We start from the raw sequence: 22,799 nt of genomic DNA, 5'->3' as shown, positions 1-22,799 counted from the left end.
TATTAATTGTTCAGGAATTAAAGAAACCTCAGTCCACGATCAGCCCGCCATCGTCGTCGGGCGGTTGGGGCTGGGATTTTTCCGGTGCCGGAACCGGTTGGGGGCCCACCGGGATTGAGCTGATCGCGCCGTTGTCCTCGATCAGGAAAACCGCGGCCGGCACGTATTCATTTTCATTGTCATCGCACTTGCGCAGCCAGCCGCCGGTGTTGGCGGCCGTTATTTTTCTGCCGCCGGGCAGGCTGACCTCCTCGCGATTTTCCCAGAGAATCGGCACGTGGGTGTGGCCAAACAGCAGCGTGTTCGGCTCGGGAAGCTTGAAGTCCGGTCCGGCCAATCCCTTGATCTCGCCCAGGCTCATTTGCCAGTAATCGTCGATGCGCTTGAGCACTTTTTCATTTTGAAGGAACAGATTGTCGTCACGAGGGTTGCCGTATGACGAAAGGGCTTTTCTGAGCTTGCGCTTGCCGTACCAGATTCCGATATCGGTCGCCCATTCCCGCGGATCATAGGGCGCGAAGCCGAACTGCGGATCCAATACGATTCGGTCCACGCATTTGAGGTACTTGTCGATCTCCTTGGAGTCGTGATCCTTGACCGCGCGCTGGACAAAGCGGACCACGTCGGTCAGCGGCTCGGCCTGGCCGATGCCCGAGCAGGCGAGCTGGTTGAGCGGAAAATTGACCGCCACAAAATCAGAGAGGCTCAGCGGCGTGGGCAGGCCCTCTCCGACCTTGCCCTGGGGCGCGATCTTGGGGCCGATCTGGCCGAGCAACGACCAGTAGGCGTCGAAGTATTGGCCGTGGGTGATCAGCAGGCAGCGCTCGTCCGTGACCAGATAGAGGTTGGGAAAGGCCACCAGCAGCTTGTTGCACTTGCCAACCAGCCCCTTGAGGAACACATCGCCGTACTTGTATTTGTCCGGATCGTCCAAGGGTAGGCTGGGGTTGACGTGGGGCAGCACGAACGCCGGTCGAGAGGCATTACGCGTGCTGCGCAGGTCGAGCACGCCGGGCACCGAGAAGCGAAACTTGCGCGGATTCTCGCCCTTGGCCACCGGCTTGACCACGTTGATCTCGTGTTCGAGCAGATGCCAGATGTCCGCGTCGTGGTTTCCGGGAATATAGACGATGTTCAGTTGCGGCCGATCCTGGCACAGCCGATCAAAGAATTCGTGCGCCTTGGAGTAGGTCTGTTGATAGCTCGAGATCGAGAAGTCCAGCACGTCGCCGAGCAGCACCAGATAGTCCAGGTCCGCTCCAAGGGCCTTGTCCAGGTCGGAGTAGATGCTGTGATTGCCCACCAGGCTGCACTCGGGATCGCCGAAGTGCAGATCGGAAATGATCGCTGTACGCATTTGCGCCTCCGCCGGTAAGGGAAAATAGATGAATAACATATATATATTGCATGACAAGTAATTTCGCAAGGGCTGAGGCAATCGGTTCGAATTATCTGATAGCTCTGCGAGAACTTTGGGATATGATTGCCCAATCCGCATCGCGGACAATCGTTTTAGTCGGCGAGGGAAAGATGGAACAACGCGGCGCGTACAAGTTCGAGTTCCCGCAGGGCTACAACAAGTTTCACCCCAAGCAGCTGTCCAACTACCAGCTCAATCGTTGGTACTCCATGGGCTACGCGCGGCTGGAGGATATGCAGCGCGTGGGCGCCAAGGTCGAGACTTTCGACGACTGGAAGCGCGAGATGCTCGCGTTGGCCGATGCGGCGCTGGCCGACCGGCGGCTGGCTGTGCCTGCGCGCCGCAGCGTTCGAGCCGCGCATCCAGCGCGTGATCGCCTCGGCCATTGCCTACGATTACATGCGCTTTCCCAATCTCGTGGCCCAGCAGCTGGGCATGCTGTTCTTCAACCACTTCCGTGATTTTAGCGACCGGGTGACATTGAGCAAAATGAAGAAGGATCCGATGCACGCCTGGAGCATCGGCCAGATGCTCTACATCACGAACACCACATTGCCGATGCAGGGGCTGGACACCATCAAGCAGCTCAGCGCCGCCAACCTCTGCTCAGATCGCGTGACCCAGGACGTGCTGATCCTCACCGGACGCAACGATCACTTCATCCCGTTCAAGATGCACAGGCAGCAGGTCAGGGCGCTTTGCAACGCCCGTTCGCTCACTGCCGAAGTCTTCACCCGCGAGACCCAGGCGCACAACCACTGCCAGGTGGGCAATATCGGCCTGGCGCTGAAGACCATGGCCGATTGGATCGATCGATTAACTGATTCTTCCGGAGCTGATGGAAAGTGATAAACCACAAAACCGGGAAAGCTCACCTGACCGGACAGTGAGGATGCAGGCTAGGTTTTGTACAGGCAGGATCGGACGTGCTATACAAGGTTGGGCGGGAGATGTTGAGCGGAGCGATGAACCATGGAAGCTGAAAGGAGGTCGCCGTTTGGGACTTATAAAGAATCTTTTTGGCCTCGGCGAGCCGGAACCTATTCCGAACCTGGGGAGAAATGATCTCTGTTGGTGCGGAAGCGGAAAAAAGTACAAGAAATGCCACATGGAATCGGACGGAAAAATGCGCTCTAAGCTCATGGCGAAAAATTGTAAAACCGCCTCTTGAGGCACCTCTCGAAGGTGAGTTTCACCTTCCGGAAATAAAGCGCTGAAAAGTCCCCGGGATTATTTTTAACACCTCATTTTCTATTTTGACCGCGACAATATAATTTTTTTCTAACGCCCTTCATGAAGAAGGCAAGCCGCACCCTGCTGGAAAAAAAGGGTTTTTGTAGATCCGTCGCTTCTCGCCCTGCATCACCGGGCTAGATCTCCCAGCGCCCCTCGATGAACTTGAGCATCACCGGCAGGAACAGCACGCCGGAGAAGAAGCAGCAGACGATGCCGATGGTCAGCAGCTGGCCCAGGGAGGCCAGGGCGATGTACGAGGCGAAGATGATCGTGCCGAAGCACAGCATGGTGGTCAGGCTCGAAAGGAAGATCGCCCGGCCGGTGTGAGTTACGGCCATCTCGATGCGGTTTTCCTTTTCCATGCGATAGCGGTGGATCATGTGCACGCCGTTGTCCACGCCGATGCCGATGATCATTGGCACCACCGAGACGTTGGCCAAGTTGAACTGCTCGTGGAAGAAGGCCAACATCCCGACCATCCACAGCGTGCCAAAGGCCAGTGGTATCAACGCCAGCATCACGGTGCGTAGTCGGCGGAAGTCGATCAGCAGCAGCACGATCACCGCGGCCACGCATAACCAGACCGAACTTTGGAAGTCCTGTTTGACCTCGGTGACGATCGCCAGGAAAATCGAGGCCGTGCTGACGATGTTCTCGTCGACCTGCTTGACCTCGCGGATGATTCGCTTGAGGAAGGTCTCGTTCCACACGTCCTGGGACGGGTAGGAATAGAACAGCACGTTGCCGTTGAAGCCCACGTATTGGTCAACCAGCTCCGGCGGCAGGTCGGACCAGCGCAGCGGTCGGCCGTCGGCCGAGGCCTTGAGATGGCCCAGCAGCGCGGCCGCCTCGTCGCCGATCTCACGTTGGAAAGCCGTTGCTCCCGCGAGTCGTAGCGGATCGCCCTCAGCGGCGCGCACCTCGCCAAGCAGACGGTCCAGGGCGGCCAGGGTCAGTCGCGCCTGGTCCTCGACATCCCAGTCCGAGCCGATGATCGCCAGTTCGAGGATCGCCTGAACCTCGCCGCGTAAATAGCCCAGCGACGAAACCAGCGCCGTTGTGTCCTGGGCAAGAAACTGCGTGTCGGAGTCGGGTCGGCTGAGTACATTGACCCGCGAGAGTGGTTCGATCGCGTCCCTGGCGATAGCCAGTTTGCGTCCCTGTTCCAGGGGTAAGTAGTCCGACAGCGACTCGCTCTCCGAGATCGTGGGCAACTGGTCCAGCTCCACGGCCCGCGCCTTGATCTGCGAGAACAGCTGCTCCTGCTCGTGCATCTCAATGGCGGCGAGCAGGTTGCGCTCCCAGCTCATCAGCGGCGGAAGGTTGGGGCTGCTAAGCGCGTAGCGCGCGATGCGCGCCGAGCGTTGGACCACGCAATCGGGGCAGCCGAAGTGGAACAGGCTGATGAAGTAATCGACGCTGCGGCCGAACTTCTCCTCAACGTAGTCGTTGGCCTTGATCCCCGGACTGTTCAGGGGTTCAAGCTCACGGTAGTTGTAGTTGAACTTACTTTGGCTGGCGAAGATCAGCATCACCAAGCTGAAGGCCATCAGCACCACGAACGTCGGACGGTGGTGGCGCGTGATGAAACGGGCCAGCCTGCCCAGCGGCAGCAGATCGGTGAGATTGCGCGCCTTGATCTTGGGCGGGAATCTGTGGTCGCGCATGGCGATCGATGCGGGCAGCGTAGTGAGCATAATAATCAAGGTGAAGATGATCCCGCAGCCCGCCACAAACCCGAGCTGGGCGATGCCCTGGAAGCGCGCAATCATCAGCGCCAGAAACGCTCCGGCAGTGGTCAGCCCGCCGGTGACGACTCCGGGTCCGGCGCCGGTTATCGCGCGGCGCATGGCGCGATCCACGTCGATCTTGCCCGTGGTGTCCATGATTCGCTTTAGCTCTTCGCCGTAGCGGATCACCACGTGAATCGAGAAGTCGATCCCCAACCCGAGCAGCATTGCGGCGAAGAACGCTGTGGTAAAGCACAGGTAGCCGATATAGAGGTAGGTGATGCCGAAGGTCCAGATCAGCGTCTGTAGCAGCGCCGAGCCGACCAGGAACAGATCGGAGAAACGGCGGAAAAAGATCAGAAAGACCAGCATCACCAGCACGTAACTCAGGATCGAGGTCAGCAGCATGTCGTGGACGATCGCCTGGTGCTCGTCGCTCATTACCGCGATGTTGCCCGCGATGCGCACCTCGACCGCTCTGTCGGGCATTTGCTCGGAGACCCGCTGCACGCACTGCTCGATGTATCGCATCACCGCGGTGTTGAACACGTAGTCGTCACCCGGGTGCGAGGGCATCATCATCAGCATCAGCGTGGTGCCGGCCTCGTTGTCCAGATAGCCGTCGCCCATGGCGGCCGAGTCCTCGCCGTTGCCCACGAACATCCGCAGCAGCGCATCGCCCGGATCAGCGTCCTCGGGTCGACCGCCGACGCGCAGGTAGTCGTGCTGTAGCTCGAAGAAATTTTGCAGCCCCTCGAGCTGATCGACTGCGGCCTGCGGGTCGTCGATGTCGTTTTCCTCGACGATCTCGCGGTCGAGGATTTCGGCGAACCCGCGCACGAACGGCGCCAAATGCAGGTTGCTAAACGTCTGGCGCAGCTCGGGCTCGCGGCGGCCTAAAAAATCGACCAACTCGCGCAGGTCGTCGGGCTGCGCATAGAGCAGCATGTGGTCGAGGAAAAAATCGGTGTCCACGCGAAAGGTCACGCGGTTGACGATCTCCGGGTCGGCCAACAGCTCGGGCTTGAGTTGGTGGGCAAAGCGCCGCACCGTTGCCGGCTCGTCGGCGGTGAGCACCACGAATACGTAGTCCATGCTGCCCATGCTCTCAAGCACATCGATCACCCGCCGCACCTCGGGATTTTCGTCGGAGAGCAGCTCTAAAAATCCGAGATTGATCGTCAACCGGGAGGCGCATACGCCGAAAAACGCGGTGATCGCCAGCGATACCAACATCACGACCAATGGTCTGCGTGAGCAGAGCTTGGCCAGAGCGTCGAAGATTCGGTATCGCATTTTTTCGGCAACGTCCTCGGCTGAGAATTGAGGGCAAAATGTAGCACATCGCCGCGCGGGGCGTCATCATCGGCACGGCAATCGCTTCACGCGACGCCTTGCTGACGGTACAATAAATGCCCGACCCAAGGAGAGCCGATGAACAAAATTGCGCTGTGCGCTCTGGCCCTGCTGTTGATTATACCGACCCTTGCCGCGGCCGACAGTTTCGAGGTGCTGACCAGCGCCCAGGGCGTGGGACCGTTGAGCGCGCCGCTGATGATTGATCCGGGAACGGCCTGCGCCTTTGATGCGGGCAAATCCACGCTGATCTGCATTCAGGCCGGAAGCACGAGCGGGCCGCAGAGTATCGCGGCCAAAGCCGAGCTGGATCCGCAGCAGGTCTGTCCGATTTTGGCGCTACACGACGGCACGGTGCTGGTGGCCGGGGCTGCCCAAAAGGACGGCAGGCTGTTGGTGCTCAGCTTCGATTTGCAGGCGGGCTCGTCAACGGTTTGGGACAGCGGCCTGTCCGCTGGTCCGGGGATCGTGGCCGCGCCGGAGCTTATCAACGGCGTGTGGCTGCTGCAGGACGCGCAGCGGCTGATCGCCCTGCGCCCCGGCGAGAAGCAGGTGGTGTTCCAGCAGCCGGGCTGGGGCCTGCCCAGGCGCGTGGACGCGCTGGTGGGCACCGACGCCTGGCGTAACGCGATTCAAGGCGAGCTGATCTGGATCGCGAGTCCCGATCAACTCGTGGCGCGCAGAATCGCGGACGGCGAACAGATGCGCAGCGCCAAGCTCGATGCACCGGCCGTGGCCGCGCCGGTGTTCCACGAGCAGATCGTTTTTGTGCCCGGCGAGCGCGAGTTGACCGCTTTCAATGCCGCGGACGCGAGCAAACGCGGATCGCTGCCCGGCGGCATGCTGCCCGGGTCCGAGCCAATACTGGTCTTTCCCGAGGGCCGTGCCTTTTACGCTTCGACCCGCGGGCTGCTGTGCTTTAGGCCCCAGAGCCTGCGCGTGCGCTACAACTACCCGGTGCCCGGCGAGTACGTCTTACTCGACGGCGATGAGAGCTGGCGTTTCGTGCATCATTACACCAAGGCCACCGACGGTCGGCCGCGAGCCTCGATCTACCGCCAGAAGGTCAAGAGCGCCCAGCTCCACGGCGGGGTCGAGTTCGAGCCCCCGGGCTCGGCGCTGCACGTGCAGATCGGTGAGCGGCTGGTGATCGAGATGGCATCGGGGAAACTCTACAGCCTCGAAGCCGTTGACCTGGTGCCCCAAGCCGAGTACGCGGTGGGCGAACAGCCGCTGAGCGGCATCGCGGCGATCGGCACGACCATCGCGGTCAGCGATCAGAATAAGTTGGTTTTACTGAAGCTGGTGCGGTGATAGATGAGGTTCGGACTATAAAGCCTTGTCATACAATCGCGTCAGATCTTCCATCAATGAATAGACTGTAGTAGACGGATTGCTGACCTCAGGTCGCTTTGCACTAATATGTAGTACCTGTAGATTACGGGCCCTGCCATCGGCATCAGACATTTGTGGAAGCAAACGCTCGTAGAGTCCATTCATAGATTTTTTATATCCTGGAATGTATGTTTTCAATTTACGAACTAGCTGTTTTCCCTCTATCTCAGCGTGTTGTTCATCGAAGTGTAATAGATACCAGAGCTCGAAGCATGGATTGGAAAAGGCGATCTTGATTCCGTTGGACTCGGCGAGCTGTATTGCTATATCGATTTTCGGGCGATTATCGTAATCAAATACGCACCATGTCGCATCATAAGGCAGGCGTTCTCTCTCACTTTCTTTCTTCTTATCAAGGGCGAATCTCACAAGGTTGCAGGGGTCGGTTCGTCTGCCCTTGCCTGGAACGATCTCAAACAGCGGACTCGGCCTTCGCCGTTTTTGCTGTTGTTGAAATCCACGCAGATAATTGGGTTCGGTTTTTGTACCTTCACATGCGATCAAAATTCGAGGTCTCGGATTAATTTTCTTGATTGATTTACGTCTTCTCCGAGACAAAGGATTAGTCCCCATTCTGTTCAAGGAACGGGATCGCTCCGTAACGGCCCATCAGGTAGCCTTTGCGGATATCCTCTTTATTGCGAATCTTGATGTCCCACAGCGAATACAGCTTGGTGGCGCTGTCCTCGCCTTTTTCAGTGAACCAAATTTGATCACGGCGCAGCAGCTTCCTATCGAGTAAACCCGCGTCGTGGGTTGCGAAGATCAGTTGTGCGTTTTTAGGGTTCGTTTTGGGATTATGGAAAAGCCCGATCAGCCAACGGGTCAGCAATGAATGCAAGCGGGCGTCCAATTCGTCGACGATTAAGACGCTGCCTTTATATAACACTTTAAAAAGAGGTCCTGATAAGGTATAAAACTTTCTGGTGCCATCGGATTCTTCATTGAGCGTAAATTCAATATTTGCAGGGTTTCCCTTCAAATCGACGCCGCTATGGATGGTTGTAGTGTCGTAGTTATACTTAACCTTATCGGTAAATTCATTTTTAAGTGAAGGTCGATTAAATATCTTTGATATTGCAGTAACAAATTCATACTGATTTTCGGTAAGCGGGACCTTACTAACATTGAAATCAACTATACCTAAGTCGGCTTTCTTTAAATAATTAAGAATGAACTTATGGGCCACGCTTTGTAATGCAAGTTCATTGGTAAAGATAGGATTATTAGTATCAATTGTCTCAGGGATTATTTTTTCTAAATAAGTCCGAAAATAATCAGTCACGTTTTCGGTGATTTCATTATTGAACTGTGATGCCACGGATAGAAACAGCGAGTCAGGGCGTGTAACGCTCTGGATCGATTTCCACTCCCCTTGCCAGGCAGTTCCCTTTTTATACTGGTAGCCTTCTTTATTTTTCGCTTTGGAGAATCTGCGGTCGAAAACAAGGGCCTGTTTTTTCGATTGACGAATCTTTAGCCACTCCCGGTGTACACGATGATTGTCAATCTCGAAACCATAATCATATTCGATTCCCTCATATATGAACACCAGATTGAAGTAGCTTGGTTTATCGATACACCCTTGGTCGATTTTGAAAGGCCTTCTGGCTATTTTCTGGTCAGTACTCCCTTGCTTGACCGAGTTGAGAACAAAACTTCTCATGAAGAAGAAGGCATCGATCAGATTGGATTTGCCAGAGGCATTGGCGCCGTAGATCGCGGCCGTTTTCAGCAGGGAAAGATTGCCGGAGGCGGATTCCGGCTGAAAGACGTTCTCCGGGTTTTCGGAGGCCTTGGAGGCCAGCATGCTGAACGTCACGCGCTCTTTAAAGGAGAGGAAATTGGCAACGCTGAACTCGATAAGCATCAGTGCAGGCCTTGGTGTTGCGACGTTGTGAGTTTAGAGCTATTGGCTTGCGCCAACAAGAATAGGGCTATTTTATGCAACCAAATGCCACGAAGTCAAGCAAAAACGAACGGGGCTGATTTTTTAAAGCTCAAGCACGCCGATGGGGCGCGGGCCGCCCGATTCGATCTTGATTTTGGCGCCGCGGCGGCGTGAGCTGTCGGCCAGATCGTCGAGCACTTTTTCGGCTTCGCGGCCTTCGAGCAGCCGGGTCTGGAACAGCACGTCGGGGTTGCGGTTTTGGGTGTGGATCGGGATGAACTCGATCCGCGCCAAGCGTTTATCCTCGATTACGACCTGGGCCATCATGGCGAACTCCGCGCGGTTGTTGCCCGTGCCGAAGGTGCCGTTGCCCAGCGAGTAGATCACCGGTTTGCCCTCGATCATGCCCACCGGCTGCATGATGTGCGCGCCGTCGCCCACGATCAAGTCGGCCCCCGCATCGAGCACCTCGCGGGCGATTTGCTGCATCTTGGCCGTGGGGCTCGATTTGTAGTTCTTGCCCCAGTGGAAGTGGACGATCACCACGTCGGCGTGGGTGCGCATGCGGCGCACGTCGGGTTTTATTAAATCGAGGTTGAGCGGCGCCTGGTCGCCGCGGCTGCGGAACGTGCCCGAGCCGTAGTAGGCCAGCAGCCCGACCTTGGTCCCTGCCACGTCGAACAGCAGGCCGCGGCGCGCCGCATTCTCGTTCATGCCCGCGCCCGCATGCTGCAGCCCGGCCTGCTCGCACAGATCGAGGATCTGTTGCAGCCCGCCATCGCCGCAGTCGCGGGTGTGGTTGTTGGCCAGCACCACCGCGTCGTATCCCGCCCGACGCAGGGCGTCCAGGCCCTCGGGGCGCATGTGATAGGCGTATTTCTTGCTCTGGCGATCGCAGCGCTCGTTGGTCACCGCCACTTCGAGGTTGACCACGGCCACGTCCGCGTCGCGCACCAGCGGCGCCAGGCCGGCCAGGGGATAGTCGTAGCCGTGGGCGTTGATAAACGGCAGGGCCAAATCGTCGAGCATCGTGTCGCCGACAAACAACACGGTGACCGCTGCGTCGCCGCGGTTCTCGATCTGCGCGCGCACCGGCTCCGGGCCGCTGATTTCGACCGGCTCGTCGCACGCGCCGAGCAGCACAACGGCCGTCAGCACCAGTAATAAAAGCGGGATGCGTCTCATTTCGTTGGCAGGCTATGGGAGCGCACAGCGCCTGTCAATGAGCTGTCCCGCATGCTAATTTTCCAGGCTGACGGAGGGAATGTGGATTATCGGCCGATCGTCGAGCACCTGACGCGCAACGACGCGACCCTCGGCGCGCTGATCGAGAAAATCGGTCCGCCGCGGATCAGCGGGCCGCGCGATCCGTTCCGCAACCTGCTGTTCGCCATTGTCAATCAACAGCTCTCAATGAAGGCCGCGCGCACGATCCACTCCAGGCTGGTCGAGCTATTCCCGAGCCGTCGACCGACACCGCGACAGATGGAGGCGATCAGCGACGAGCAACTGCGCAAATGCGGGCTCTCGGGCCGCAAGGTCGAATATGCACGCAGCCTGGCGCGGGTCGCCCAAAGCGGCGAGATCAGCGCGCGTCGTCTGCAAGGGCTGGATGACGAACAGGTGATTGAGCTGCTGACAGCGATCAGGGGGATCGGCCGCTGGACCGCGGAGATGTACTTGATCTTCGGGCTGGGGCGGCCCGACGTGCTGCCGGTGGACGATCTGGGGCTGGTCAAGGGGATCGAGCAGATCTACGGCCTCAAGGCGCGGCCCGATCCAACGCGCATCCGGCGCATTGCGCAGCCCTGGCGGCCCTTTCGCAGCTACGGCACTTGGTACGTTTGGAACCGTCCGGACTGACGCGCGACTACTTGACGCCCCCAAGCTTTGTGACCACGTATTTTTCGTCCACGTAGCGGCCGATCTTAACGCGGATCATGAACGTCTGATCCAACCAGAACAGCGCCCAGGGATCGCCCTCGTTTTCGCGCACCCAGGAGTAGCCGCTCTCCGAGCTGTCCGTGGCCAGGGCCAAGTCGGTGGAGGTCTGCTGCAGGCCCACGGCGAACGCGCCGCTCATGGTCACAGTCTCGGACATCTCATACTCTTCCCACTGGTTCCAGAGGATCGGGTCGATGCCGTCGGAGTAGACCGGCTGGCCTGTGGGGCCGCCGGCGATGGTGGCGTTGTAGATCTTGATCTCGCAGAAATCGGGCGTGCCCGGCGGATTCATGAGGGCTCCATCGTTCCACATCATCGTGATGCTCAGCACGTCGTAGTCGGTGTCGGCCTCGGGATCAAAGGCGTTGACCCCGATGCCGTTATCGTCGGAGAAATTGAGGTACCAGTTGCGACCGCCGTCGTCGTAGATCATCTCGCGTTCGCAGTATTGGGTCAGTTCGATGCAGGTCTCGCCCTCAAAGCAGGGTTCGCCGGTGGTGTCGCAGTCGTCGGCGATCTCGTCGCACGACTCCTGGCCGTTGCAGAATACGCCGTCGTCCTGACACGGCGGAGTCGGCGTGCCGCACATGTCGTCGGTCTCGATACAGAACTCCTCGCCGTTGCAAAAGGCGTCATCGTCCGGGCAGGGCTCGTCGCCGGGCTGGCACTGGTGTTCGATGCACTGTTCGGCGCCGTTGCACCACAGCCCGTCGTCGCAGTCCGACGGGTCGTCGCACGGTCCCAAGTCGTCGTCATCGTCGTCATCGTCGTCGATGTCGTCATCATCATCATCAATGTCGTCATCGTCCGAGTCATCGTCGTCTGAATCATCGTCGTCCGAATCGTCGTCGCCGCGGCCGCCGATGGTTGCGTCCTCGTCGCTGGAGCTGTCGCAGGAGGCCAGGGCCAGCAGCAGGCCCAGGGCCATCAGGACCGACAGGATAATCAGCAGCTTGGTTCTCATCTTGATCTCCACTAAATGATCGATCTGCGCCCGATTCTATCCAATGCCCCGTTGCAGGTAAAATAGTGACCGTGTTTAATCCGATGATACAGGCATGCTTGCCGTAGCTTTGGAGGATCTCCATGCACGATAAACGGCTGTTTCCCGGTCTGATGATCGCCCTGGCGCTGATCGTTTTTTTACTGTTGCCGATCGGATGCGTGGACTGCGGCAGCTCGAACGACGACGACCTCGACGACGACGAGCACCCCTGCGACCGCCAGTGTTACTTGACGTTCCTGGATGGGTCCATCGTCTGCCAGGATCAGTTGATCGAATGCGTGGATGCCTGCGACGAGTACGACCAGGCGTGCATCGATGCCTGCGAGGATGTGCTCAACGATTGTGGGATCGCGGCCTACGAACGGTTGATCGTCTGCGCGCAGCAGTGCGGCGACTGTCTGGATGACTACTTCGTCTGCCTCGAGGATTGCCCGGACGAGGACCCGGATTTAACAGAGTGCCGACACGCCTGCAATAGCGCTATGTACTCCTGCGGGGGCTGGGACGCCGCGTGCTTCGACGGTTGCGAGAGCCGCTTCAACAACTGCATCGACGAGGACTGCTACGGCTATGACCCGGCGTGCACGGCCGATTGCCGCAAGGAAGCCTATATCTGCCAGCAGGATTGCCTTCAGTAGCGCAACTCAGGGCCGGGGTGCGATAAATTCCAATGGCCGCGGGTTTGGGCTAGACTATCTTCCCAATGATCGAGAACAGCGCAAACCAGGCGTCGAGCGGTTTTTCCACAGCAGCTGCCATGGAATTTCTTCGCGAGTTGGCCCAGCCGCGACTGGTGGGCAGTACGGCTGAGATCAAGGCCCGCGAGCTGATCGAGAAGCGTCTTAAAGGGCTGGGCCTGGACGTGGTCAAGCAGCGCTTCGCCTTCTGGCCGTTCTTCCAATGGCTGGCGGTCAAGACGCTGCTAATCGTGCTGATCCTCTACCTGATAACGCTGTGGGCCGTGGCGCCGCAGCACCCGCTGGCCGCGGCAATACTCGCGCCGCTGGCGCTGGCGCTGTTGGCGTTGACCATGATCTCCCAGCAGCGCTACGAGCGTCGGATCTGCGAGCTCGACCCGGCGGTCGAACACCCGCTGCTCTCGGCGCTGTTGCCCTCGGTGGCCACGCGCTTTGAGACCGAGAATATTTTAACGACCATCCAGGGACCGGGTGCGGAGCAGTGGTCGCCGCACCTGCTGCTGATGGCGCACACCGACACCAAGAGCCAGAACATCAGCATCGTGGCGCGCATCATTTCGGTGATCGGCGGTCTGTTGATGACCTTGCTGATCACGGTGTTGCTGATCGTCGGCGCGTTCGTGCCCGAGGCGGCCGGCTCGCCGTGGCTGCGCGTGCCGCTGAGCACCGCGCTGTTGATCGACATCGGCCTGGCCCTGGCGCTGATCCGCCTGACCGTGCACAACGAGTCGCCCGGCGCATTGGACAACGGCGGATCGTGCACCGTGCTGATGGAAACCGCGCGAGTGCTGTCGCAGCAGCCGGAGCTGATCCAGGGGATGCGCGTGAGTTTCGCCTTTACCGGCGGCGAGGAGCTGGGCCTGGCCGGATCGCGCGCGCTGGTCGCGCAGCTCGAGCAGCACCTGGGCTCGCGCGAGCGGCTGCTGGTGCTCAACCTCGACGGGGTCGGCGCGTCGGGTAACGCGCTTTTAACCGCCGAGGCCGGATTGATCCCCAAGGGGATTAACGCCGACCTGGTGAAGCTGGTCAGCGATGCGACGGCCGAGCGCGGAATCAAGCTGCGGGTGCTCAAGGTTGTGGCCGGCGGCGAGGCGGACCACATTCCGTTTCTCGAGATCGGCGTCCAGGCCGTGACCTTGGCGCACTTCTCGCGCGACACTTTGGCCGTGCACACCGACCTGGATACCCTGGACAAGGTCGATCCGCAGCGCCTGGCCCAGGCTCACGAGATCATCCTCGCCGTGCTCGACCGGCTGCGACAGCCCGCGCCGCGCAATGCAGTATCGGAGGGATCATGCCCGACCCAGAAGACTTCACAGTAAGTCTGCAAACGATCCGACGGCTGCTCGTCGCCGGCTACCCGTTGCTCCAGGTACTCAGTTGGGAGGAGGAGCGGGTGGTGCGCCACCTGACGCAGCTTGCGCAAAGCGGGCTGACCTCGCAACGGAAGATCGGAATCTGGAGCGTTACCCAGGGCTGGCAGGGCCAGATGGAAGACCGGAATGTCCATGAGATCACCGAGGCGCTGACCAACACAATCGAGGCTCAAGGCGATTGGCTGTTCATATTCAAGGACGTCCACCCCTACCTGATGGGCGATCCGCTGGTGATCCGCCGCGTGCGCGACACGATCAACGCGGTACGCGGCACCGACAAGAGCGTGATTCTGCTCGGGCCGATCATCTCGATTCCCGAGGAGCTGCAAAAGGACGTCAGCGTGGTCGATTACGACCTGCCGGGCGTCAACGAGATCGAGCCGGTGCTGCTGCGTGCGGTGGAGGAATGTGCGATCAAGCATGGCAAGCTGGTGAGCATGCCGATGGGCCCGGATCGCGAGTTGTTCTTCCGCGCGCTGCTGGGTCTCACCGAGTGGGAGATCGAGAACGTCGCGCGCAAGATCATCATTGAGACCGGCACCTTCGGCTTTACCTCCATCGACTACATCCTCGAGGAAAAGCGTCAGATTTTACGCAAGACCGAGATCCTCGAGTTCCACCCGCCGGCCTTCAGCATGGAGCAGGTCGGCGGCTTGGAACGCTTTAAGGAATGGTGCGAAATCCGGCGCGAGGGATTCAGCGAGGGCGCGCAAAAGTTCGGCCTGCCCCGTCCCAAGGGGATTCTGATCACCGGCATTTCCGGCTGCGGCAAATCGCTGGCGATTCAGGCCGTGGCCCACCAGTGGCAGATGCCGCTATTACGATTGGACATGGGCCGGGTGTTTGCCGGGTTCGCCGGCAGTCCTGAGGAGAGCATGCGCCGTGCGATCAAGACCGTCGAGGCCGTGGCCCCGGCGATCCTCTGGATCGACGAGATCGAGATGGGCGTCTCGGTCTTTTCCGACTCGGTCGAGTCCGGCTCGACCTCACGGATCTTCGCCAGCTTCCTGACCTGGATGCAGGAGAAGACCGCGCCGGTATTCATCGCCGCCACGGCCAACGACATCGACCGCCTGCCGCCGGAGTTCATCCGCAAGGGGCGTTTCGACGAGGTGTTCTTCGTCGACCTGCCCAACTACAACGAGCGCAAGGATATCTTCCGCATCCATATGGAGAGCCGCGGCAAGGAGGCCAGCGAGACCAGTTACGAGGGGCTGGCGCGCCACTCCGAGGGCTATTCCGGCGCGGAGATCGAACAGGCGATCGTCTCGGCGCTCTACCGCGCCTATCACGAGCATCGAGCCCTGGTGATACAGGATATCTACGTTGCGCTGCGTCGCACCGTGCCGCTGTCGGTGACGATGAAAGAGCAGATCACCAACGTCAAGCGCTGGGCCGAGAAGCGCGCGGTCAAGGCCAGTTGAGGCCCTTGCCCGATGACCGATAATACCCCTATCCTAACCCACGCCGTTATCGGCCCAGAGTACGACAACAACCGCCCGGGGATCTTGAGATGAGAGCTAGATTGTTTGTGATGATTGCCGCGGCCCTTGTCGCGTTTCCCAGCGCCGCACCGGCACTTTCGATCATCGATCAGGACCCGCACATGGGGACCTTCAAGATGGTGGTCGACGAGCCGCTGATCGTGCAGTTCGACGCGCCGGTCAATCCGGCGACCCTCGACGACTCGACGTTCTACGTCACGGTCGTGGGCGGGGGCGCCCACGTCGCCGGAACGCTGAGCCTGGACGCGGCCGACAGCGTGGTCTTTACGCCCAGCGCGCCCTGGCCCTGGGCGCAGCGCCAAGAGCTGCACGTAACATCGGGGCTGCTCTCCAGCGGCGGCTTGGCGTTCGACGGCGTCTACCCCTTCGGCGCGCAGTTCATCGCCAACATCCCCAACGACCTTGAGCCCGACAACTGCGCCGAGATCGAGATCGACTTCGAGAACCTGAATTTCGACGAGCTGTTCGACCAGTTCAGCGGCTGCTTCATCGAGTCGAACATGCTCACCTCGTGGAAGAACATCGACCCCGAGTCCACGGTGCTCGAGGACTACTACACCTACACCGGCTGCTCGGCCACCGAGGCCTGGAAGTGGACCACGGGTTCGCCCGAGGTGATCATCGCCGTGATCGACGACGGGCTGAACTCCTACGCCGACCCCGAGCTGCGCGACAACCTGTTCCTCAACCGCGGCGAGCTCGAGCTGCCGCGCATCGGCGACACGCCCTGCGCCGACTACGACTGCAACGGCGACGGCCGCTTCAACTGGCGCGACTATGCCGACGACAACCGTCTGGCGGGCTACGCCAACCCGTACCCCGACGCGATCCTCGAATATTTCCAGGACGGAGTGGACGACGACGGCAATGGCCTGATCGACGACATCAGCGGCTACGATTTCTTCCGCATGGTGCCCGAGGCCCTGGGCGTGCCGCAGTTCCCCGAGGGCAAGCACGGCGGCGACCGCGCCAAGGACTGCGCGGGCGTGGGCAACAACAACGAGGGCAACCGACCCGGCGTCTGCCCCAACTGCACGGTGCTGCCGATCCGCGTCTCCTCGGCCGTGCTCGGCGATTTCAACATCATGTCCGCGGCCGCAAGCTATGCCAACTCGATGGGCGCGCAGATCATCGAGATGGCGATGGGCAGCCTCGATTGGTCGATGGAGGCCGAGCAGGTGTTTATCGACATCTACCGCAACGGCACGCTGACCATCGCCGCCTCAGGTGACGAGAACGGCTATCACCACATCTGGCCGGCGATGGCCGAGCAGGCGATGTCGATCAAGGCCATCCTGCCGATCCCCAACCTCAATGTAGACGGCTGGATCTTCGATATCGCGACGTTCCTGGAGAGCTACTGCACCAACTACGGCGCGCGGATTACGCTCACGGCGCCCACCGGCGCGTGCAGCTCCCACGCCACGGCGATCACCGCCGGCTGCGCCGGGCTGCTGCTCAGCCGCGCCTACGATCTGGGGATCGACCTGAGCCCCAACGAGATCAAGCAGCTTTTAACCATGACCGCCGACGACATTTTCGAGCGCTGCATCACGATTATGCCCGGCGGCTGCAAACCCGGCTGGGACGAGCACTTCGCCTACGGCCGCGTCAACGTGCGCTCGGCGCTGCTCGCCCTGGGCGAGGACGAGTTGGGCCTGCCGCGGCGCATCCCGCCCGAGACCGAGATCAACTCGCCGCGCTGGTTCAGCACCTTTGATCCCAACGAGACGCCGACCCTCGATATCGGCGGCCGGGTTTACGCCCGCGGCGAACCGTACCAGTACGTGGTCGAGTACGCGGCAGGGGTCGAGCCCGACGACGAGCGTTTCATAGAAATCGAGAGCGGCACGGGCAGCTCCGAGACCAACGGCGTGCTGGCCACGCTGGACCTGGTGGAGATCTTCGACGCCGAGTATTTGGCCGCGCCGCCGAGCGATCCCGACGACTTCACCGTCACCCTGCGCGTGCGCTCCACGACCTACGACGCCCTGGGCAACCCGGTTTACGGCGACGACCGCCGGGCGATCGCACTCAAGGACGACCGCCGTCCCGACACCGGCCTGGTCGACGGTTTCCCGATCAGCATCGAGGGCTCGGGCGCCTCGTCGGTGGTGCTTTACGACCTGCTGGGAAGTGGCGCCGGACGCCTGGACGTGGTGATGGGTGCGGGCGACGGACGGATTTACGTCTTCCGCTACAACGACGAGATCGGCACCTGGGAGATCGCGCCGGGCTGGCCCGTCGATTTGACTCTGCCCGGCAGCCTGTGGCGCGACGGCGTGATCGGTACTGTGGCCGTGGCCGACCTGTTCGGCAACGGCACGCCGTTTATCGTGGCCGCGACTTTCGGCGGCAACGTGTTCGCGGTTTGGCCCGAGGGCAACGAGCACCTCGACGCCCAGGGCGATTCGCAGCCGTACCTCGACGGCTTCCCGGTCAAGACCCTGGACCGCGATCCGTACCCGGCCATCGACTTTGCCCACGGCAGGCAGATCATCACCTCGCCGGCGGTTGGCGACCTGGACCTCGACGGTGTGCTCGAGATCGTGGTCACGTCCTATGACCAGCGCTGCTACGTGTGGAAGCCGCTGGACCGCGACCGCGACGGCGAGGCCGACCTGCTGCCGGGCTGGCCGGTGATGGTCAAGAGCCTCGACGGCGTGGTCGAACCCGAGCTGGTCTGCGAGGGTGATCCGTACATCTCGCCGGTGCTCGCCTCGCCGGCGATCGCGATCCTCGACCCGGACAGCGAGGACGAGGACCTCAGCGATTACCCGGTGGTGATTCAGCCCTCGTCCGAGACCTGCGAGGGCGGATCGACGGGGCTCAAGACCAGCCGCGTCTACGCGATCTATCACGACGGCAACGATCATCCCGGCGGGCCGTTCGCACCGGGATGGCCCGCGCTGGTCACGGTGCTCGGCGAGTCGATCCCGATCCCGCCGCTGACCATCGGCTCCACCAGCAGCCCCTGCGTGGCCCACGAGGGCGGCCGGACCTTCATCGGCACGGGCAGCTTCTTCATGCTCCCCGAGCTGATCGAGTACAACGACGGCGAGCTGAAGATCACGCCGCAGGTCTCGTTCGTCGGCATGGGCGCCACGGCCAACCCGACCTTCGCCCACTTCACGCCCAACGGCAGGCTGAACCTGATCATCCCGATGGTCGGCTTCGCCGTGCCCAAGTATTTCCTCAACACCTCGGCCCTGATGAGCTTCGGCCTCAGCGCCTGGGAAGTGACCAACCCGCTGAGCCCCGTTTTCCAGGCGCTGCTCGACGACGCCGACTTCTTCATCAATCCGGTGGTGGGCGACATCGACGGCGACGGCATGCAGGAGACGCTGGCCGGCAGCGGCGGCTACCTGCTGCACGCCTACAACTCCGACGGCGCGGAGCCCGACGACTGGCCCAAGTTCACGCAGAACTTCATCATCAGCTCGCCGGCCCTGGGCGACCTGGACGGCGACGGGCTGCTCGAGGTCGTGCTCAACACGCACAACGGCAACCTCTTCGCCTGGAACACCGTGGCCCCGGCCTGCAGCTCGTCGGGCAGCGCGCCCGAGTGGCCGATGTTCGGGCACGACGAGCACAACACCTCGTTCCTGGGCCACGACGCCACGCCGCCGGGCTCGATCCACAACCTGCAGGCCTGGCAGTCGCACGGACCCGCCGGCCCGACGACCCTGGCGTTCACATCGCCGGGCAACGACTGGTGGTGCGGCTTTGTTACGGACTACGACGTGCGTTACAGCACGGACCCCGAGGCCGACCTCTCCGATCCGCTACAGTTCACAGCTGCGCCGCGCGTACCGTACGCCTCGATCCCCGAGACCAAGGCCGGCGGCGAATTGGTGATGTTCGATGTAGACCTGCCCGACGCGCAGTGGTTCGCGGTGCAGACCGCGGACAGCGCGGGCAACCTTTCGAGGATTAGCAACGTCAGCGGAATCGGCCCGGCGCCCGGCTCGTCGCCGCTCACTCCGGACGACGCTGAGGATAACGATGACGACGAAGACGAGGCCTGCTGCGGAAGCGACTGATACAGCCGTGGCCGGAAGCGGAATGGTCTTCGCCCTACCGGCATATAACGAGGAGCACTGCATCGTCGCCCTGGTCGACGAGATCCTGCGGCTCTATCCGTCCTCGCGCGTGATCGTGGTCGACGACGGATCGTCCGACGCCACGGCCGAGAAGGTCCGGGATCGATTCGGCGACGATCAACGCCTAACCCTGGTGATCCACGAGCGCAACCGCGGGCTGGGCGCGGCCATGGCCACGCTGCTGAGCACGGCCCACAAGTTAACGGGCGACGCGCGGACCCTGGTCTCACTCGACGCCGACGGAACACACCCGCCGCAGGCCGCAGCGCGATTGGTGAACCGGATCGACCAGGGCGCTGACATAGCCGTGGCCTCGCGCTATTGCCAGAGCAGCCGGGTGCGCGGCGTACCGTTGCACCGGCGACTGATCAGCCGCGTCGCGCGATTGCTGGTGCGGCTGACGGTCGGCACGGCCGCGGTGCGCGACGTGACCTGCGGCTATCGCGCCTACAGCCCGGCATTGCTGGAGCGGCTGCAAGGGGCCTGGGGCGCGAAGCTGGTCGAGCGCAGCGATTTCAGCTGCCAGCTCGAGCTGTTGCTCAAGGCGCTGGGGCTCGGCGCGCAATGCGTGGAGGAGCCCTTTGAGCTGCGCTACGACCTCAAACAGGGGCGTAGCAAGATCAGTTTTTGGCGCACGGTGCGCAGCTCGTTGGCCCTGCTGCTGAGCTACCGCCTGGGACGGCTCAAGCCTCGATCCGATGGCGTCGACGGCCGATAACCCGCAAGCCCGACGATCCAGCGCGGCGCTTGCCGCCGCGGCATTTGTACTGCCCTTTGCGCTGTACCTTTTAACCCTGTGCCCCACGCTGTACTTCGGTGATTGCGGCGAGCTGCTGCTGGCGGCGTTCGGTCTGGGCGTGTCCCACGGCCCGGGCTACGTGCTGTTCGAGCAGCTCGCGCACCCCTTCGCATCCCTGCCGATGGGCGAGGTCGCCTGGCGGCTGAACCTGTTCAACGCGCTGGTCGGCGCGGCCTGCTGCTGGCTGCTGCACATGCTGCTGTGCAGCCTGGGCGTGCGCCGCGGCTTGGCGCTGTGCGCGGCCCTGGGCCTGGCCGCGAGCTTTACGCTCTGGGAGCAGGCGACAAAGTTCCGCGTCTATCCCTCGCAGGCGCTGCTGACCCTGCTGGTGATCGTTTGCCTCGAGTGGTGGCGCAGACGCGATCACGATCCGCGACTGCTGGTGCTCGCCGGGTTTGCCACGGGACTGGGCTTTGCCACGCACATGCTGGTCGGCGCCACGGCCGGGATCTGGATCGTTTACCTCGTGCGCTACATCCGGCGCGTGCGGCTGCTGCCGCTGCTGGCCGCGATCGCCGCGGGTTTGCTCGGGCTGAGCCTCTACCTGTATTACCCGCTGCGGGCCAACGCCGACCCGATCATCAACTGGAGCGAGCCGCGCGACTGGCGTTCGTTCCTCGACGTGATGACCCAGCACACCTATAGCGGCAAGATCGGTACGGCCGCGCTGGGCGATAAGGCGGCGCTGCTGCTCACGGTGCTGCGCAAGCTGTGGCACGAGGCCGGTCCGGTCACGCCGCTGCTGGCCCTGGGCGGGCTGGCCGTGCTCTGGCAGCGTAATCGGATGCTGCTGCTGGGGCTGGCCACGAGCTGCCTGCTGCTGCTGGGCGTGCGGCTGAATTACATCGGCGCGATGGAGCACGAGCACGCCTTTGTCTACCTGATTCCGCTAACCATGGCGATGCTGATCGCCGCGGCCATGGCCGTAGATTGGCTGGCCGCGCTGCTCCAGTCGCGACTGCGCGTGGGCGCAGTGGGTGCGTTGGCCCTGGGCTGCCTGCTGTTCGTGCCGCCGCTGGCATCAAATTTTCAGCGCAACGACCTCTCAAAGCATCGGCTGGCCCAGTCCTACTCCCGCGCGCTGCTCAACCAGCAAGATCGGCCGTTCGACCTGTTTCTGCGCGGGGACAACGCGATCTTCGGCACCTGGTACCTCTGCGGTGTGGAGGGCCTGCGGCGCGACGTGACGCCGGTGGTGCACACCGCGTACAACGAGCGCTGGGTCGGCGAGCGCTTTTACGAACGGATCGAGCCCGGTGTGCTCGATAACGTGCCCCAGGGGCTGCGCGAGGATCCGAGCGGGTTCGGCTGGTATTTGTGGCTGATGCAACGCGAGCTGCTGGCGGGCAGGATCGTCTACGCGGTGTTCGACCGCCACCGGCTGCCGGCCACGGCAATGCTCGACGCCTATCCGCCACGTCTGGATTACCTGCCCTCGGGCACGGCGTTCCGTGTTTGGCGGATTGACGAGCCCGCGCCGCGACCCGCGGGGCTCGAGTTCTTTATGCGCGCGGGCCTGTGCGACCCGGCGCGTCCGGAGCGATTGCGCGATGGTCACACTAATGCCGTGAGCCGCTGGATCGGCGTGTTCGAACTCTTTGCCGGGTACGCCGCACTCGATGCCCAAATGCCCGCAGACGCTCTGGTGCTGTTTGAGTCCGCGCACCGCTACAATCCGGGTTTGCGCTCCATGCACCAGAGAGACGCGCAGCCTCAATCGGAGCAGGGGCCGTGAGCGAGCTGCGGCGCGTAACGCTATGGACTGTGGCGAGCCTCGCGGCCTGCCTGCTGCTGGCCTGCGGGCTCACCGCCTACAACGCTACGGCCGAGCTGGAACGGGCGCGCGAAGCGCAGGGCTGGCAACAGGTCGCGGCGCTTGATCGAGCCCTGCGTTGGCAAACGCCGCACTGCGGCTCGTCGGACGCTGCGGCGGACGAGCTACTAAAACTGAGCGATGAGGCCCTTGAGCGCGGCGACAGCGGCTCGGCGCTGTACATCGCGCGGCTGCTGCGCGCGGGCCTGGCCGCCACGCGCGCGCCGGGGATCGACCACGCGCAGCGGCTCGAGACTGCGCGCGGCCGCGTGCAGCGCATCGTCGACCGCAGCTCCTGGCACGCCAACGCCGCATTGGACGCGGCGCCGCTGGAGTACGGTTTCTCCCGCGGCTGGAGCATGGCCGCGAGCCTGGCGCTCTACGGCTGGATCGCGGCCTTTGTCTGCATGGTGCTGCGCTGGCCCGTGGACCGCTCGCGTCAACGTGGTCCGGCGCTGGTCTGCGGCGGGCTGTTTGTGGCGCTGTTCGCGCTGTGGGTTGTGGGGCTGACGCTGTGTTGAGCCGTT

Annotated in this window: 16 protein-coding genes; 10 read left to right on the top strand and 6 right to left on the bottom strand. The window is 61.8% G+C overall.

From position 1 onward, the window contains the following. Positions 1-28: 28 nt before the first annotated feature. A complete protein-coding gene (locus P9M14_10205) occupies positions 29-1,357 on the bottom strand; it encodes a metallophosphoesterase (protein ID MDP8256113.1) in 1,329 nt (442 codons plus the stop codon). Between the two features lie 363 nt (positions 1,358-1,720). On the opposite strand from P9M14_10205, the gene P9M14_10200 reads away from it, so the two are divergent. Continuing rightward, positions 1,721-2,269 carry a hypothetical protein gene (locus P9M14_10200; GenBank protein ID MDP8256112.1) on the top strand — a complete coding sequence of 183 codons (549 nt, stop codon included), beginning with the start codon at positions 1,721-1,723 and terminating at the stop codon, positions 2,267-2,269. A 521-nt stretch (positions 2,270-2,790) separates the two neighbouring features. Here the strand turns inward: P9M14_10200 and P9M14_10195 are convergent. After that, the gene (locus P9M14_10195) at positions 2,791-5,682 is read right to left on the bottom strand and encodes an MMPL family transporter (GenBank protein MDP8256111.1); all 2,892 of its coding nucleotides are present in this window, start codon (positions 5,680-5,682) and stop codon (positions 2,791-2,793) included. A gap of 138 nt (positions 5,683-5,820) precedes the next feature. On the opposite strand from P9M14_10195, the gene P9M14_10190 reads away from it, so the two are divergent. Beyond that, on the top strand, positions 5,821-7,056 hold the full coding sequence (locus P9M14_10190; protein ID MDP8256110.1) for a hypothetical protein: 1,236 nt from the start codon (positions 5,821-5,823) through the stop codon (positions 7,054-7,056). A gap of 15 nt (positions 7,057-7,071) precedes the next feature. Here the strand turns inward: P9M14_10190 and P9M14_10185 are convergent, their stop codons facing one another. From P9M14_10185 to P9M14_10175, 3 genes are all read right to left on the bottom strand, one after another. Then, positions 7,072-7,641, bottom strand: a complete 570-nt coding sequence (locus tag P9M14_10185) for an RloB family protein (GenBank protein ID MDP8256109.1) — start codon at positions 7,639-7,641, stop codon at positions 7,072-7,074. 58 nt (positions 7,642-7,699) lie between these two features. Beyond that, a complete protein-coding gene (locus tag P9M14_10180) occupies positions 7,700-9,007 on the bottom strand; it encodes an ATP-binding protein (GenBank protein ID MDP8256108.1) in 1,308 nt (435 codons plus the stop codon). A 123-nt stretch (positions 9,008-9,130) separates the two neighbouring features. Next, positions 9,131-10,213 carry a CapA family protein gene (locus tag P9M14_10175; GenBank protein MDP8256107.1) on the bottom strand — a complete coding sequence of 361 codons (1,083 nt, stop codon included), beginning with the start codon at positions 10,211-10,213 and terminating at the stop codon, positions 9,131-9,133. An 81-nt stretch (positions 10,214-10,294) separates the two neighbouring features. Here P9M14_10175 and P9M14_10170 point away from each other — a divergent pair, with 81 nt between their 5' ends. Then, a complete protein-coding gene (locus P9M14_10170; GenBank protein MDP8256106.1) occupies positions 10,295-10,891 on the top strand; it encodes a DNA-3-methyladenine glycosylase in 597 nt (198 codons plus the stop codon). Positions 10,892-10,898: 7 nt separating this feature from the next. Here P9M14_10170 and P9M14_10165 read toward each other — a convergent pair whose 3' ends face one another. Then, positions 10,899-11,936 carry a hypothetical protein gene (locus tag P9M14_10165; protein ID MDP8256105.1) on the bottom strand — a complete coding sequence of 346 codons (1,038 nt, stop codon included), beginning with the start codon at positions 11,934-11,936 and terminating at the stop codon, positions 10,899-10,901. Between the two features lie 122 nt (positions 11,937-12,058). On the opposite strand from P9M14_10165, the gene P9M14_10160 reads away from it, so the two are divergent. The 7 genes from P9M14_10160 (at position 12,059) to P9M14_10130 (ending at position 22,793) form a co-directional block, all read left to right on the top strand. After that, positions 12,059-12,616 carry a hypothetical protein gene (locus P9M14_10160; protein MDP8256104.1) on the top strand — a complete coding sequence of 186 codons (558 nt, stop codon included), beginning with the start codon at positions 12,059-12,061 and terminating at the stop codon, positions 12,614-12,616. Positions 12,617-12,735: 119 nt separating this feature from the next. Further along, the gene (locus tag P9M14_10155; protein MDP8256103.1) at positions 12,736-13,998 is read left to right on the top strand and encodes a M28 family peptidase; all 1,263 of its coding nucleotides are present in this window, start codon (positions 12,736-12,738) and stop codon (positions 13,996-13,998) included. Then, a complete protein-coding gene (locus tag P9M14_10150) occupies positions 13,971-15,476 on the top strand; it encodes an AAA family ATPase (GenBank protein MDP8256102.1) in 1,506 nt (501 codons plus the stop codon). Before P9M14_10155 ends, P9M14_10150 begins: the two co-directional genes overlap by 28 nt. A gap of 89 nt (positions 15,477-15,565) precedes the next feature. Next, complete coding sequence (locus P9M14_10145; GenBank protein MDP8256101.1) at positions 15,566-19,600, top strand: S8 family serine peptidase; 4,035 nt, start codon at positions 15,566-15,568, stop codon at positions 19,598-19,600. Next, positions 19,563-20,378, top strand: a complete 816-nt coding sequence (locus P9M14_10140; protein ID MDP8256100.1) for a glycosyltransferase family 2 protein — start codon at positions 19,563-19,565, stop codon at positions 20,376-20,378. Before P9M14_10145 ends, P9M14_10140 begins: the two co-directional genes overlap by 38 nt. Continuing rightward, positions 20,359-22,194 carry a DUF2723 domain-containing protein gene (locus P9M14_10135; GenBank protein MDP8256099.1) on the top strand — a complete coding sequence of 612 codons (1,836 nt, stop codon included), beginning with the start codon at positions 20,359-20,361 and terminating at the stop codon, positions 22,192-22,194. The genes P9M14_10140 and P9M14_10135 overlap by 20 nt, the downstream gene beginning before the upstream one ends. Further along, entirely contained in the window at positions 22,191-22,793 is a 603-nt protein-coding gene (locus P9M14_10130) for a hypothetical protein (protein MDP8256098.1), read from the top strand. The genes P9M14_10135 and P9M14_10130 overlap by 4 nt, the downstream gene beginning before the upstream one ends. Positions 22,794-22,799 lie beyond the last annotated feature (6 nt).

Origin of the sequence: Candidatus Alcyoniella australis, assembly GCA_030765605.1 — a bacterium.
GTDB lineage: Bacteria > Lernaellota > Lernaellaia > JAVCCG01 > Alcyoniellaceae > Alcyoniella > Alcyoniella australis.
Note: the sequence above shows the minus strand (reverse complement) of the source record. Positions and strands in the feature narration are given on the sequence as shown.

Bases quoted from the DNA above. Each gene is read 5' to 3' on its own strand.
- P9M14_10205 (MDP8256113.1), bottom strand. From the start codon at position 1,357: ATGCGTACAGCGATCATTTCCGATCTGCACTTCGGCGATCCCGAGTGC.
- P9M14_10200 (MDP8256112.1), top strand. From the start codon at position 1,721: ATGCGGCGCTGGCCGACCGGCGGCTGGCTGTGCCTGCGCGCCGCAGCG.
- P9M14_10195 (MDP8256111.1), bottom strand. From the start codon at position 5,682: ATGCGATACCGAATCTTCGACGCTCTGGCCAAGCTCTGCTCACGCAGA.
- P9M14_10190 (MDP8256110.1), top strand. From the start codon at position 5,821: ATGAACAAAATTGCGCTGTGCGCTCTGGCCCTGCTGTTGATTATACCG.
- P9M14_10180 (MDP8256108.1), bottom strand. From the start codon at position 9,007: ATGCTTATCGAGTTCAGCGTTGCCAATTTCCTCTCCTTTAAAGAGCGC.
- P9M14_10175 (MDP8256107.1), bottom strand. From the start codon at position 10,213: ATGAGACGCATCCCGCTTTTATTACTGGTGCTGACGGCCGTTGTGCTG.
- P9M14_10165 (MDP8256105.1), bottom strand. From the start codon at position 11,936: ATGAGAACCAAGCTGCTGATTATCCTGTCGGTCCTGATGGCCCTGGGC.
- P9M14_10160 (MDP8256104.1), top strand. From the start codon at position 12,059: ATGCACGATAAACGGCTGTTTCCCGGTCTGATGATCGCCCTGGCGCTG.
- P9M14_10155 (MDP8256103.1), top strand. From the start codon at position 12,736: ATGGAATTTCTTCGCGAGTTGGCCCAGCCGCGACTGGTGGGCAGTACG.
- P9M14_10150 (MDP8256102.1), top strand. From the start codon at position 13,971: ATGCCCGACCCAGAAGACTTCACAGTAAGTCTGCAAACGATCCGACGG.
- P9M14_10145 (MDP8256101.1), top strand. From the start codon at position 15,566: ATGAGAGCTAGATTGTTTGTGATGATTGCCGCGGCCCTTGTCGCGTTT.
- P9M14_10140 (MDP8256100.1), top strand. From the start codon at position 19,563: ATGACGACGAAGACGAGGCCTGCTGCGGAAGCGACTGATACAGCCGTG.
- P9M14_10135 (MDP8256099.1), top strand. From the start codon at position 20,359: ATGGCGTCGACGGCCGATAACCCGCAAGCCCGACGATCCAGCGCGGCG.